Origin of the sequence: Demequina sp. NBRC 110052, assembly GCF_002090075.1 — a bacterium.
Lineage (GTDB): Bacteria > Actinomycetota > Actinomycetes > Actinomycetales > Demequinaceae > Demequina.
In genome coordinates this window covers 233,655-246,387 of record NZ_BBRI01000003.1, presented here as the reverse complement: position 1 = coordinate 246,387, position 12,733 = coordinate 233,655, and the positions used below count along the sequence as shown (strand labels likewise).

Here is a 12,733-nt window from a genome sequence, read left to right as displayed (position 1 = left end):
GCGACGCGCGCACCGGGCCAGGGCTCAGATCTCGCCGGTGTTGAGCACCTTCTTGACCTCGGAGATCGCCTTGGTGACCTCGATGCCGCGCGGGCAGGCCTCCGTGCAGTTGAACGCCGTGCGGCACTTCCACACGCCGGCCTTGTCGTTGAGGATCTCGAGGCGGTCCCACTGGCCCTCGTCGCGCGAGTCGAAGATGAACCGGTGGGCGCCCACGATCGCCTGCGGGCCGAAGTACTGGCCGTCGGTCCAGAACACGGGGCAGCTGGTGGTGCAGGCCGCGCACAGGATGCACTTGGTCGTGTCGTCGAAGCGCTGGCGCTCCTCGGGGGTCTGGAGCCGCTCGCGCTCGGGCGTGGGACCCGACGTCATGAGGAACGGCATGATCTCGCGGTAGGAGGCGAAGAACGGCTCCATGTCGACGATCAGGTCCTTCTCCACGGGCAGGCCCTTGATCGGCTCGACCATGATGGGCTTCGCAGGGTTGAGGTCCTTGAGGAGCGTCTTGCACGCAAGACGGTTGCGTGCGTTGATGCGCATCGCGTCCGAGCCGCACACGCCGTGCGCGCACGAACGCCTGAACGCGAGCGACCCGTCGATGTCCCACTTGATCTTGTGCAGGGCATCGAGCACGCGGTCAGTGGCGTGCGCCTGGATCGTGTGCTCCTCCCAGTACTCCTCGCCCGCGCCATGCTCGGAGGTGCCCTCCGGGTTCATTCGGCGGATGCGCAGGGTGACCTCGAAGGAGGCGACCTCTCCCGCGGCCGGGGCCTCAGCGGTGGCTGTCATGTCGTTCCTCCTCGTCAGTACTTGCGTTCCATGGGCTGATACTTCGTCACAACCACTGGCTTGTAGTCGAGGCGGAGCTGCTCGCCGCCGTAGACCATCGTGTGGCGCATGAAGTTCTCGTCATCGCGCGTGGGGAAGTCCTCGCGGTAGTGACCGCCGCGCGACTCCTTGCGGGCGAGCGCGCCCTCGACGACCACCTCGGCGAGGTCGAGCAGGAAGCCCAACTCGATCGCTTCGAGCAGGTCGGTGTTGTAGCGCTGGCCGCGGTCGTGAATGCCCACGGCCTCGTAGCGCTCCTTGAGCGCCGCGATGTCCGCCTTCGCGGCGCTGAGCGACGCCTCGTCGCGGAACACCTGGGCGTTCCGGTCCATCGTCTCCTGCAGCTCGCGACGCACCTGGGCGATCGACTCGGCGCCCGGGGTGCCGACGGTGTCCCGCAGGCGCTCGACCCAGGCGCGCAGGCGCCCCTCCGCGTCCTCGGGAAGCTCGGCCGCGGCCTCGGTCGCGAGGGCGTGCTCCGCTGCGGCGATGCCGGCGCGGCGGCCGAACACGTTGATGTCCAGCAGCGAGTTGGTGCCGAGTCGGTTGGCTCCGTGCACCGACACGCACGCGCACTCACCGGCGGCGTACAGGCCCTTGACCTTGTCCGTGTTGTTGCGCAGCACCTCGCCCTGGACGTTGGTGGGGATGCCGCCCATCGCGTAGTGCGCCGTGGGGTACACGGGCACAGGCTCGGTGTACGGCTCGACTCCCAGGTACGTGCGAGCGAACTCGGTGATGTCCGGCAGCTTCGCGTCGATGTGCGCGGGCTCCAGGTGGGTCAGGTCCAGCAGCACGTAGTCCTTGTGGGGTCCGCACCCGCGTCCCTCGCGCACCTCGTTGGCCATGGCGCGCGCGACCATGTCGCGCGGCGCAAGGTCCTTGATCGTGGGCGCGTAGCGCTCCATGAAGCGCTCGCCCTCGGAGTTGCGCAGGATGCCGCCCTCACCGCGCGCGGCCTCGGACAGCAGGATGCCCAGGCCGGCGAGGCCCGTCGGGTGGAACTGGAAGAACTCCATGTCCTCGAGAGGCAGCCCCGCGTTGTACGCGATCGCCATGCCGTCACCGGTGAGGGTGTGCGCGTTCGAGGTGGTCTTGAAGACCTTGCCGGCGCCGCCCGTCGCGAAGATGACGGACTTGGCGCGGAACGTGTGGATCTCGCCGGTGGCGAGCTCGTACGCGACGACTCCGGCGACGGAGACCTCCTCGCCCTCGGGCGTGGACTGCGGATCCTTGTCGAGCAGCAGGTCCAGCACGTAGAACTCGTTGAAGAACTCCACCTCCTGCTTGATGCACTGCTGGTACAGCGTCTGCAGGATCATGTGGCCGGTGCGGTCGGCCGAGTAGCACGCGCGGCGCACGGCGGCCTCGCCGTGGTTGCGCGTGTGGCCGCCGAAGCGCCGCTGGTCGACCTTGCCCTCTTCGGTGCGGTTGAAGGGCAGGCCCATCTTCTCGAGGTCAAGCACGGCGTCGATCGCCTCGTTGCACAGGATCTCGGCGGCGTCCTGGTCGACCAGGTAGTCGCCGCCCTTGATCGTGTCGAACGTGTGCCACTCGGCGTTGTCGTCCTCGACGTTGCTCAGGGCCGCGGCCATGCCGCCCTGGGCCGCGCCGGTGTGGGAGCGCGTCGGGTAGAGCTTCGTGAGGCACGCGGTGCGGGCCCGCTGCGAGCTCTCGAGGGCTGCGCGCATGCCAGCGCCACCGGCGCCGACGATGACGACGTCGTATTCGTGGAGGGTCATCGAACGTCCTTGCAGAAATCGGGGACACCGGACAGGAGGTCGCCAGAGGCGTCGAGCGGGCACGGGTCGAACGTGAAGATCACGAGCGAGCCGAGCACGATGACGACGACCACCGCGATACCGAGCAGCCACAGCAGGAATGTGCGCACCCGGGGACGGTGGGCGTAGTCGTTGATGAGCAGGCGCATGCCGTTGCCGCCGTGGATCATCGCCAGCACCAGCATGAGAAGGTCCCAGACCTTCCACAGCGGCGAGGCCCACTTGCCGGCGACGAACGCGAAGTCGATCTGCTGCACGCCGTCGCCCGTCATCAGGTTGACGAACAGATGGGTGAAGATCAGGACCAGCAGGAGGGCGCCGGAGAAGCGCATGAACAGCCAGGACCAGCGCTCGGCGTTGCGCCGCATGCGGCCGGAGCGGATGCGCTCGCGGGGGGTGCTCAGCTCGGGGGCGGTCATCAGGCACCTCCGAACACGTGCATGAGGTGGCGCGGCAGGAAGCCCGCCATCAGCACGACGAAGATGACCCACACGGCCCACGCCAGCTTGCGCTGGTGGCGCAGGGCCCACGTGGAGTTGTCGACGGCGATGATGCGCAGCCCGTTGAACGCGTGGAGGATGATCGCGGCGACCAGTCCTGCCTCGATCAGCCCGTAGATCGGCGTCTTATAGCTGTCGATGACCTCGTTGTATGCCTCGGGGGACACGCGCACGAGCGCGGTGTCGGTCACGTGGATGAGCAGGAAGAAGAAGATGGCCACGCCGGTCGCCCGGTGGACCAGCCACATCCACATGCCCTCGTGTCCCCTGTAGAGGGTCGGTGCGGGCGTCACGTAGGACTCCTTCGTCGTCTTCGGCGATGGGCTGTCGCATTGCATCTTAGTCTGGTCACTGTGAACGACTCGACCTCCTCGCCCGTGTCCCTGGACGACCTCGTCGTCGTGATCCCCGCGGGCGGTGTGGGCTCGCGGCTGTGGCCACTGTCGCAGCCGAGCAGGCCCAAATTTCTGCTCGATCTGCTTGGCACGGGGTCCACGCTGATCCAGGACACGGTCGCGCGCCTCCAGGCGCTCGCAGACGACGTCTACATCGTCACCGGCGCGCGCCATGCCGACGCGGTGGCCGGGCAGGTGCCGCAGTTGCCGGGTGACAGGATCGTCGGGGAGCCGAGCCCGCGTGACTCGATGGCGGCGATCGCGCTCGCGGCCGCGCTGATCGAGCAGCGGCGCGGCCCGGCGGTCATGGGCTCGTTCGCCGCGGATCACGTCATCACCGAGTCGGCGGCATTCGCCGAGGCGGTGCGCACTGCGGTCGCGGCGGCGCGGACGGGCAAGGTCGTGACGATCGGCATCACGCCGACCGAGCCCTCGAGCGCGTTCGGGTACATCCGCCAGGCGGGGGCTCTCGAGGGCGTCGACGGTGCGTTCGAGGTGGCCGAGTTCACCGAGAAGCCCGACGCGGAGACAGCCGCGCGCATGCTCGCCGACGGCGGCTACGTGTGGAATGCGGGCATGTTCGTGGTGGGCACCGACGTGCTCCTGGGTCACCTCGCGCACCAGCTCCCGTCGCTCGAGGCGGGCGTCCGCGAGATCGCTGCCGCCTGGGACACGGACGCGCGCGACGAGGTGCTGGCGCGCGTGTGGCCGACGCTCACCAAGATCGCGATCGACCACGCCATCGCGGAGCCGGTCGCCGCCGCGGGCGGTGTCGCCGTGGTGCCGGCGAGCCTCGGCTGGCACGACATCGGCGACTTCGATTCGCTCGCCTCGATGCTGACGCCCGATGCCCAGGGCGTGGTCGCCGTCGGGCGCGACCACGGCGTCGGGCTCGTGGGCGCCGAGAAGGCGCTCGTCGTGGGCGGCGACAGGCCTGTCGTGATCGTCGGTGTGGACGACGCCGTGGTGGTCCAGACGCAGGAGGCGCTGCTCGTGACGACCCGCGCCCAGTCGCAGCGGGTCAAGGACGCCGCCGCGTCGCTCGAAGCCGAGTGACGTCAGAGCGATCCTGACCGTGAGAATTGCGATGCGGCGCGTGCTGCGCACGCCCGGATCGTGACCATTTCGTTGCAATCGCGCAACTTCCAGGCGTGTTCTCGAAACACGAAGCGCGTATCGTGGAGCCGACGCACCAGCCTGGCGTCATTCAGGCTAGACACCCAGTGAGGAAACCACTCATGAAGAACACCCTGCGCATCGGCGCCGTCGCGGCCTCCGCCGCGATCGCCCTGGCCGCGTGCTCGGCTGCCCCGGAGGAGACCCCCTCGGAGACCGCTACCGAGACCGCCGAGGCCGTCGACTACAAGGCCTGCATGGTCTCGGACTCCGGAGGCTTCGACGACGCCTCGTTCAACCAGGCCGGCTACGAGGGCCTCCAGGCCGTCTCGAGCGACCTCGGCATCGAGATCGCCACCGCCGAGTCCGAGGGCGAGTCCGACTTCGCCCCGAACATCAACGAGATGATCAACCAGGGCTGCGACCTGACGATCACGGTCGGCTTCCTGCTCAGCCAGGCCACCGTCGACGCGGCGCTCGCCAACCCGGACTCGAGCTTCGCCATCATCGACGACCTCGCCGACAACGACTTCGACGGCACCACCGACGCCCCGAACATCAAGCCCATCACGTTCGACACCGACGAGGCCGCGTTCCTCGCGGGCTACGCGGCGGCTGCGGCCTCGCAGACCGGCGTCATCGGCACCTTCGGCGGCATCCAGATTCCGTCCGTCACCATCTTCATGGACGGCCTGCTCGCCGGCGTGAACTACTACAACGAGCAGAACGGCGCCGCCGTCACCGTGCTCGGCTGGGATGGCGAGACCGGTTCGTTCACCGGTGACTTCTCCGACACCACCAAGGGTCAGTCGACCGCTCAGGGCTTCATCGACCAGGGTGCGGACGTCATCCTCCCGGTCGCGGGCCCCGTGGGCCTCGGCGCCGCCGCCGCCGCCCAGGCAGCAGGCAACGTGTGGATCATCGGTGTGGACTCCGACTGGACGCTCACCGCTCCCGACTACTCGGACATCATCCTGACCTCGGTCATGAAGAACATGGGACCGGCCGTCTACGACGTCGTCAGCGGTTCCGTTGACGCCGAGTTCGACGTCACCCCGTACCTCGGCACGCTCGAGAACGAGGGCGTCGGCATCTCCGACATCGCGGATGGCGTGCTCGACGACGCCGTCATCGCCGAGATCGAGGAGATCCAGAACGGCATCATCGGCGGATCGATCTCCGTCACCCCGTAAGTCAGGCCCGGGCCAAGCGCCCGGAAGAGGGGCGCGCTGCGTGGACGCGGCGCGCCCCTCGTGCTTGACTGACATTTGCTGGGCTGGCAACGACTGCCGGACCCGATGAACCGCGAAAGGCACATGAGTGAGACTCGAACTGAGGGGAATCACCAAGCGCTTCGGCACCTTCACCGCGAACGACGCCATCGATCTGGTCGTCGAGCCCGGACAGGTGCACGCGCTGCTCGGCGAGAACGGCGCCGGCAAGTCCACGCTGATGAACGTGCTGTTCGGCCTCTATGACGCCGACGAGGGCGAGGTCCTGCTCGATGGAGAGCCGGCCGACTTCGAAGGCCCCGGAGACGCGATGGCCGCAGGCATCGGCATGGTGCACCAGCACTTCATGCTCGTGCCCCCGTTCACCGTCGCCGAGAACGTCATGCTCGGCCATGAGGAGGTGCGAGGTCCGGCGAAGCTGCTGGACCTCGACGCCGCGCGCGCGAAGGTCAAGGAGATCTCCGAGCGATTCAACTTCGCAGTCGACCCCGACGCCGTCGTCGAGGACCTGCCGGTCGGCGCGCAGCAGCGCGTCGAGATCATCAAGGCTCTATCCCGCGACGCCGAGGTGCTGATCCTCGACGAGCCCACCGCTGTGCTCACGCCGCAGGAGACCGACGAACTGCTCGCCATCGTCAAGGACCTGAGCAAGGCTGGAACCTCCGTCGTGCTCATCACCCACAAGCTCCGCGAGGTGCAGGCAGTGGCGGACACGATCACCGTGATCCGTCGCGGCAAGGTCGTGGGCCAGGCCGAGCCCACCGCCTCGCAGGAGGAACTCGCCTCTCTCATGGTCGGCCGCGACGTCTCGATGACGGTCGACAAGGACGCCGCCAAGCCTGGTGCGGTGATGCTCTCCGTGCGAGACCTCTCGGTCGTCGACGAGCTTGGCATCCCGCGACTCAAGCACGTGTCCTTCAACGTGAAGGCTGGGGAGATCCTCGCGATCGCCGGCGTGCAGGGCAACGGACAGACTGAGCTCACCGAGGCACTGCTCGGCTCACAGCCGGTCACCTCGGGCGACGCATTGCTCGATGGCGAGTTCATCACGGGCAAGCCCATCAAGGACGTGCTCATGGCGGGCCTGGGCTTCGTGCCGGAGGACCGCACCGAGGACGGGCTCGTCGCCTCGATGACCATCGCGAACAACCTCATCCTCGACCTGCACGACCAGCCGCCCTACGCGTCGGGCATGGCGCTCAAGCCGAGCGTCATCGACGAGGAGGCTGCCAAGCACGTCGAGCAGTTCGACATCCGCACGACCTCGACCGAGGCGACGGCCGGCTCGCTGTCCGGTGGAAACCAGCAGAAGGTCGTGCTCGCGCGCGAGCTGTCGCGACCCCTCAAGCTGCTCATCGCCTCGAACCCCACGCGCGGACTGGACGTGGGCTCGATCGAGTTCGTCCACAAGCGCATCATCGAGGAGCGCGACAACGGCACCGCGGTGCTCATCGTGAGCTCCGAGCTCGACGAGGTCGTCGCGCTCGCCGACCGCATCGCCGTGATGTACCACGGCGAGATCGTGGGCATCGTGCCGCCCGACACGGACCGTGACACCCTCGGCCTCATGATGGCCGGAGCCAAGCAGGAGGAGGCCGCGTGAGCGCCGAGCAGACGACCGCGAAGGCGGTCGAGGAGCAGGACGATCGCTCGGTCCTGAGGCAGATCGCGGAGAGCTCGGGGCTGGTCGTCGCGCTGGCCGTCGTCGCATCCATCGTCATCGGCGCGATCCTCGTCGTGCTCGCCTCGCCCGAGGTCGAGGAGGCGCTCGGCTACTTCTTCTCGCGGCCCGCCGACACGTTCGCAGCCGCATGGGAGGCGATCACCGGCGCCTACACCGCGATGTTCCGTGGCTCCGTGTGGAACTACAACGGCGACACGTTCGTGCAGCAGTTCCGTCCTCTGACGGAGTCGCTCACGATGGCCACGCCGCTGATCTTCGCTGGACTGGGCCTCGGCATCGGCTTCCGCGCAGGCCTGTTCAACATCGGTGCGCAGGGCCAGATCATCATGGGCGCCATGATCGGCGGCTGGGTCGGCTTCGCGTGGGACCTCCCGTGGGGCCTTCACCTCATCGTCGCGATCATCGCCTCGGTGCTTGGAGGCGCGCTGTGGGGATTCATCCCCGGCATCCTCAAGGCCAAGGCCGGCGCGCACGAGGTGATCGTCACGATCATGCTGAACTACGTCGCGGCGAACCTGATCGCGTACGCGCTCAGCACCGACGCGTTCCAGCTCGAGGGCTCTGACAACCCCAAGTCGCCGCCGATCGCCGAGACCGCGCAGTACCCGCTGATCCTCGGCGACTCCTTCCGTCTCAACCTGTCGTTCCTGCTCGCGATCGCCGCCGCGTTCGGCGTGTGGTGGCTCATGGAGCGCTCCACGTGGGGCTTCCGCTTCCGCGCCGTGGGCGCCAACGCTCGCGCCGCCCGCACCGCAGGCATGAACGTGCCGCTGTCGATCATCGGTGTCATGACTATCGCGGGAGCCCTCTCGGGCTTCGCCGGATCGTCGCAGATCCTCGGCACCGAGAGCTCCGGCCTCACCGCGGGCGTCGCGGGCAGTTTCGGGTTCGACGCGATCACCGTCGCACTGCTCGGGCGCTCGCGCCCGCTCGGCACGGTCATGGCCGCGATCCTCTTCGGTGGATTCAAGGCCTCCGGGCCTGCGCTGCAGGTGCAGGCGGGACTGCCGGTCGACATCGTGCTGGTCATCCAGTCGCTGATCGTGCTGTTCATCGCCGCGCCGCCGCTGGTGCGCTTCCTGTTCCGACTGCCCGCGCCGTCGCGCGAGAAGGTGGTGGCGGCATGACCGCGACGCTGACCGAGGCGCCCCAGGCGCAGCCCGCCGTCGACATCGAGGTGGCGCGCAGTTGGCGCACGCCCATCATCCTGGGCGTCGTCGGCCTGATCGCGTTCGTCCTCTTCGGTCTGATGACCGAGGGTGGCGGCGCGACCACCACGTTCGTCCTGTCGCGGCCGAACGACCTGTTCACCATTCCCGCGATCACCGTCCCGGCGCAGGCGACAGCCATCGCGCTCACGGTGATCGCGATCGCCCTCGCCGGCGTCTCAGCGTGGGGAGTGCAGAACCGCCGCAAGATCGGCATGTGGCTGCCCACCGTGTACGGCATCGCCCTCGTGCTCGCGGTACTCGTGTGGGCGGGCGCGGGGCGTACCGCCACGTCGATCCAGCTCACCGGGCTGCTGATCGGCACGGTCGTCCTCGCGACACCGCTGGTGTTCGGCTCGCTCGCCGGCACGCTGTGCGAGCGCTCCGGCATCGTCAACATCGCGATCGAGGGCCAACTGCTCGCCGGCGCCTTCCTCGCCGCGCTGGTCGCTGGCGCCGTCTCGTCGTCCACCGGTTCCGACTCGTTCGGCGCCTATGTGGGACTCGTCGCGGCACCGATCGCCGGTGCGCTGGTCGGCGCAGCGCTGAGCCTGTTCGCCGTGCGGTACTGGGTGGACCAGATCGTCGTCGGCGTCGTGCTCAACGTGCTCGTCGTGGGCCTCACGAGCTTCTTCTTCGGAACGCTCATGCGCGAGAACCCCGAGCTCAACCGGGCGATCGGACTGCCCGACCTGCCGATCCCGGTGCTGTCGCGCATCCCCGTGATCGGACCCGTGCTGTTCGACCAGAACATGCTGGTCTACCTCATGTACGCGATCGTGATCGTGCTGAACATCATGCTGTTCAAGTCCCGCTGGGGTCTGCGCGTGCGCTCCGTCGGCGAGCACCCCAAGGCGGCGGACACGGTGGGCATCAAGGTCAACCGGACGCGCGTGCGCAACACGATTCTCGGTGGCGCCGTCGCGGGTCTGGGCGGTGCGTTCTTCACCGTGGCGTCCGGTCTCGCGTTCAACAAGGAGATGACGGGCGGCAAGGGCTACATCGCGCTGGCCGCGATGATCCTCGGTCGCTGGAGCCCCAAGGGCGCGCTGGCCGCGGCTCTGCTGTTCGGCTTCGCCGACTCCCTGCGCGAGCAGTTCGGCATCATCGGCACGTCGATCCCGTCGCAGTTCCTGGCGATGCTTCCGTACCTCGCCACGATCTTCGCGGTCGCGGGTCTTGTGGGCCACGTGCGTCCCCCGGCCGCTGAGAACATCCCGTACAAGAAGTAGGGGTCCCGTGACAGAGATCGACTGGGAGGCGCTCCGGGCTGCCGCCCGCGAGGCATCGACCCGCGCGTACGTGCCGTACTCGAAGTACCCGGTGGGCGCCGCAGCGCTCACGGACACGGGTGCGATCGTGACGGGCGCGAACGTGGAGAACGCCAGCTACGGGCTCACGTTGTGCGCCGAGTGCGCGCTCGTGTCCAAGCTACACACGGATGCGCTCGGCAAGCGCCTCGTCGCGTTCGCGTGCGTGGACGCGGCGGGTGCTCCGCTGCAGCCGTGCGGGCGCTGCCGTCAGCTGCTATACGAGTTCGGCGGCGATTCGCTGCTCATCGACGGCCCTGACGGGACGCTCACGATGTCCGACATCCTTCCCTGGGCCTTCGGCCCGCAGCACCTCGAGGAGAGCTGATCCCCATGGCCGAGCGCCACGACGCCGTCGACGTCATCGTCACCAAGCGAGACGGCGGCACCCTCTCTGACGACCAGATCGACTGGGTCGTCGACGCCTACACGCGGGGCGTGGTCGCGGACGAGCAGATGAGCTCGCTCGCGATGGCGATCCTCCAGCGTGGGATGACGCGCGCGGAGATCGCGCGCTGGACGCAGGCGATGATCGCCACCGGCGAGCGCCTGGACTTCTCCGGGCTCAGCCGCCCCACGGCGGACAAGCACTCGACGGGAGGGGTGGGCGACAAGATCACGCTGCCCCTCGCTCCGCTGGTCGCGGCGTGCGGCGTCGCGGTCCCGCAGCTGTCCGGCCGGGGCCTGGGTCACACGGGAGGCACGCTCGACAAGCTCGAGTCGATCCCGGGCTGGCGCGCGGCGCTGTCGAACGAGGAGATGCTCGAGCAGCTCGAGACGGTCGGCGCGGTGATCTGTGCCGCAGGTTCCGGCCTCGCGCCCGCGGACAAGAAGCTCTACGCGCTGCGCGACGTCACCGGCACGGTCGAGGCGATCCCGCTGATCGCGAGCTCGATCATGTCCAAGAAGATCGCCGAGGGCACGGGCGTTCTCGTGCTGGACGTGAAGGTCGGCTCTGGCGCGTTCATGAAGGACCTCGAGTCCGCGCGTGAGCTGGCGCGCACCATGGTCGACCTCGGCACGGATGCGGGCGTGAAGACCTCGGCGCTGCTGACCGACATGTCGACGCCGCTGGGCCGGGGCATCGGCAATGCGCTCGAGGTGGAGGAGTCGCTCGAGGTGCTGGCCGGTGGGGGACCTGCCGACGTGGTCGAACTCACCGTTGCTCTGGCGCGCGAGATGATCGCCCAGGCGGGCATCACTGACGTCGACCCGGCGGATGCGCTCAAGGATGGCCGTGCGATGGACGCGTGGAACGCGATGATCCGCGCCCAGGACGGAGATCCGACTGCGCCCATGGCAGTGGCGGAGCATGTGGAAGAGGTCCGCGCGGACCGCGACGGCGTGATCACACGCATGGACGCGCTCGGCGTGGGCGTCGCCTCGTGGCGCCTGGGAGCGGGACGCGCGCGCAAGGAGGACCCGGTCCAGGACGGTGCAGGCATCTACCTGCATCGCACGCTCGGTGAGCACGTCAAGGCGGGCGACGTCATCGCGACGCTGCACACCGAGACCGAGGACCGCATGCCGCGCGGGCTGCAGGCCCTGCAGGAGGCGTGCGGCGGCGAGGGTGCCATCGAGATCGGCGACGCCGCAGACGCGCGTGCCATCGTGCTGGACCGGATCGGCACCGTCACGTCCTGATGGGCTGGACGCTCACGTCCGTCGCAGCCCGGGTGCTCGGCCCGCTGGGCTGGGGGAGACGCTGGGTGGCGCCGGATGCCGTCACGCACGCCCGAGCCCTCGCGGCGGATCCTCCGGCTGCGCCGGGCGGTGCGCCTGACCTGTCCGAGCGCACGTGGGAGCGGCGCCTCGCACAGGCGTCCCCCGCCGATCGCAAGGCGCTCGAGGCCGCCGCGGCTGAGGTCGGCTCTGATGCGCGGGTGATCCAGCGAGCCGCCGGCTCGGGGGCTCCCGTCGCCGCCGTCGCTGCGCTCGCAGCCGCATGGGCGAGCCTGCCGGGCGATGCGAAGGCTGCGGCGCGCGACCCGCTGGCCTCACCGTCGGGTCGTCGGGAGGAGGGGCCTGCCGCCGTGGGCGTGCTGACGCTGCGTCAGATCGACGAGACGACGTGCGGCGCCGCAGTCCTCGCGATGGTCGCGCTCACGACCGACCCGTTCGTCGCGGTGTGGCTCGCCACCGGGCGGATCTTCGCCGACCACCGGCCAGCAGCCGTCGCTGGCGTGCTCGGCGGCGACTGGAAGTCAGGCCCGCGCACCCTCGAGTCGCGGTGGGCCGCCCTCCAGCGCGCTGCATGCGGAGGCGAGGCGAGGCGCCCTGGGTCCGTTCGCGTGGCCGGGTTCGCTCGGCACGCCGCCGTGGGGCCTCGCGCGGATGGTGCGTCCGTTCGGCGTGAGGTACCGCGGCGCGTCGCTCGATGACCGCTCCGCCGAGGCCGCGGCCGCCTGGGTGGCCCACGCGTCGGCCGCGCTCGCGGACTCGCTCCCGGTGCCGCTGTACTCGGCAGGGGACTCGGCGCTGGGCCTCGACACCGCGGTGCCGAGGCACGTGATTCTGCTCGTGGCGCGCGTCGAGGACGGCTTCCTCGCGTATGAGCCGTCGCGCGGCGCCCTCATGCACCTGCCCGACGCCGCGTTCACCGGCCCGGGACCGCGTCGGGCTTCGCTCGGGCACTGGAGCCGCGTCGCGTGGCTGGTCCTGCCTTCGCCCGTCCACTGA

General features: G+C 69.2%; 13 protein-coding genes. 9 read left to right on the top strand and 4 right to left on the bottom strand.

Features of this window, described 5'->3' with window-relative positions:
* Nucleotides 1–24: 24 nt before the first annotated feature.
* From B7K21_RS08565 to sdhC, 4 genes are read right to left on the bottom strand one after another with little or no spacing between them, the layout of a single operon-like run.
* On the bottom strand, nt 25–789 hold the full coding sequence (locus tag B7K21_RS08565; protein ID WP_084075031.1) for a succinate dehydrogenase iron-sulfur subunit: 765 nt from the start codon (nt 787–789) through the stop codon (nt 25–27).
* Between the two features lie 14 nt (nt 790–803).
* Nucleotides 804–2,570, bottom strand: a complete 1,767-nt coding sequence (gene sdhA / locus B7K21_RS08560) for a succinate dehydrogenase flavoprotein subunit (RefSeq protein ID WP_084075030.1) — start codon at nt 2,568–2,570, stop codon at nt 804–806.
* On the bottom strand, nt 2,567–3,028 hold the full coding sequence (locus tag B7K21_RS08555) for a succinate dehydrogenase hydrophobic membrane anchor subunit (protein ID WP_084075029.1): 462 nt from the start codon (nt 3,026–3,028) through the stop codon (nt 2,567–2,569). The genes sdhA and B7K21_RS08555 overlap by 4 nt, the downstream gene beginning before the upstream one ends.
* A complete protein-coding gene (gene sdhC / locus B7K21_RS08550; protein WP_084075028.1) occupies nt 3,028–3,447 on the bottom strand; it encodes a succinate dehydrogenase, cytochrome b556 subunit in 420 nt (139 codons plus the stop codon). Before sdhC ends, B7K21_RS08555 begins: the two co-directional genes overlap by 1 nt.
* A gap of 15 nt (nt 3,448–3,462) precedes the next feature.
* Between sdhC and B7K21_RS08545 the strand changes: the two genes are divergently transcribed.
* The 9 genes from B7K21_RS08545 (at nt 3,463) to B7K21_RS08505 (ending at nt 12,733) form a co-directional block, all read left to right on the top strand.
* A complete protein-coding gene (locus tag B7K21_RS08545; RefSeq protein ID WP_084075027.1) occupies nt 3,463–4,560 on the top strand; it encodes a mannose-1-phosphate guanylyltransferase in 1,098 nt (365 codons plus the stop codon).
* A 182-nt stretch (nt 4,561–4,742) separates the two neighbouring features.
* Nucleotides 4,743–5,813: a BMP family protein gene (locus tag B7K21_RS08540; protein WP_084075026.1), complete on the top strand. Its 1,071-nt coding sequence runs from the start codon at nt 4,743–4,745 to the stop codon at nt 5,811–5,813.
* 127 nt (nt 5,814–5,940) lie between these two features.
* Nucleotides 5,941–7,455, top strand: coding sequence for an ABC transporter ATP-binding protein (locus B7K21_RS08535; RefSeq protein WP_084075025.1), 1,515 nt, complete (start codon nt 5,941–5,943; stop codon nt 7,453–7,455).
* Nucleotides 7,452–8,663 carry an ABC transporter permease gene (locus tag B7K21_RS08530; RefSeq protein ID WP_084075024.1) on the top strand — a complete coding sequence of 404 codons (1,212 nt, stop codon included), beginning with the start codon at nt 7,452–7,454 and terminating at the stop codon, nt 8,661–8,663. Before B7K21_RS08535 ends, B7K21_RS08530 begins: the two co-directional genes overlap by 4 nt.
* The gene (locus B7K21_RS08525; RefSeq protein WP_084075023.1) at nt 8,660–9,976 is read left to right on the top strand and encodes an ABC transporter permease; all 1,317 of its coding nucleotides are present in this window, start codon (nt 8,660–8,662) and stop codon (nt 9,974–9,976) included. The genes B7K21_RS08530 and B7K21_RS08525 overlap by 4 nt, the downstream gene beginning before the upstream one ends.
* A 7-nt stretch (nt 9,977–9,983) precedes the next feature.
* The gene (locus B7K21_RS08520) at nt 9,984–10,382 is read left to right on the top strand and encodes a cytidine deaminase (protein ID WP_234989257.1); all 399 of its coding nucleotides are present in this window, start codon (nt 9,984–9,986) and stop codon (nt 10,380–10,382) included.
* Between the two features lie 5 nt (nt 10,383–10,387).
* Nucleotides 10,388–11,698 carry a thymidine phosphorylase gene (locus tag B7K21_RS08515; RefSeq protein WP_084075022.1) on the top strand — a complete coding sequence of 437 codons (1,311 nt, stop codon included), beginning with the start codon at nt 10,388–10,390 and terminating at the stop codon, nt 11,696–11,698.
* Entirely contained in the window at nt 11,698–12,435 is a 738-nt protein-coding gene (locus B7K21_RS08510; protein WP_084075021.1) for a hypothetical protein, read from the top strand. The genes B7K21_RS08515 and B7K21_RS08510 overlap by 1 nt, the downstream gene beginning before the upstream one ends.
* Nucleotides 12,407–12,733 (top strand): hypothetical protein, encoded by a 327-nt coding sequence (locus B7K21_RS08505; RefSeq protein ID WP_159448459.1) that lies wholly within the window; start codon nt 12,407–12,409, stop codon nt 12,731–12,733. Before B7K21_RS08510 ends, B7K21_RS08505 begins: the two co-directional genes overlap by 29 nt.

Bases quoted from the DNA above. Each gene is read 5' to 3' on its own strand.
- B7K21_RS08510 (WP_084075021.1), top strand. From the start codon at position 11,698: ATGGGCTGGACGCTCACGTCCGTCGCAGCCCGGGTGCTCGGCCCGCTG.
- B7K21_RS08540 (WP_084075026.1), top strand. From the start codon at position 4,743: ATGAAGAACACCCTGCGCATCGGCGCCGTCGCGGCCTCCGCCGCGATC.
- B7K21_RS08525 (WP_084075023.1), top strand. From the start codon at position 8,660: ATGACCGCGACGCTGACCGAGGCGCCCCAGGCGCAGCCCGCCGTCGAC.
- B7K21_RS08515 (WP_084075022.1), top strand. From the start codon at position 10,388: ATGGCCGAGCGCCACGACGCCGTCGACGTCATCGTCACCAAGCGAGAC.
- B7K21_RS08555 (WP_084075029.1), bottom strand. From the start codon at position 3,028: ATGACCGCCCCCGAGCTGAGCACCCCCCGCGAGCGCATCCGCTCCGGC.
- sdhA (WP_084075030.1), bottom strand. From the start codon at position 2,570: ATGACCCTCCACGAATACGACGTCGTCATCGTCGGCGCCGGTGGCGCT.
- B7K21_RS08565 (WP_084075031.1), bottom strand. From the start codon at position 789: ATGACAGCCACCGCTGAGGCCCCGGCCGCGGGAGAGGTCGCCTCCTTC.
- sdhC (WP_084075028.1), bottom strand. From the start codon at position 3,447: ATGCAATGCGACAGCCCATCGCCGAAGACGACGAAGGAGTCCTACGTG.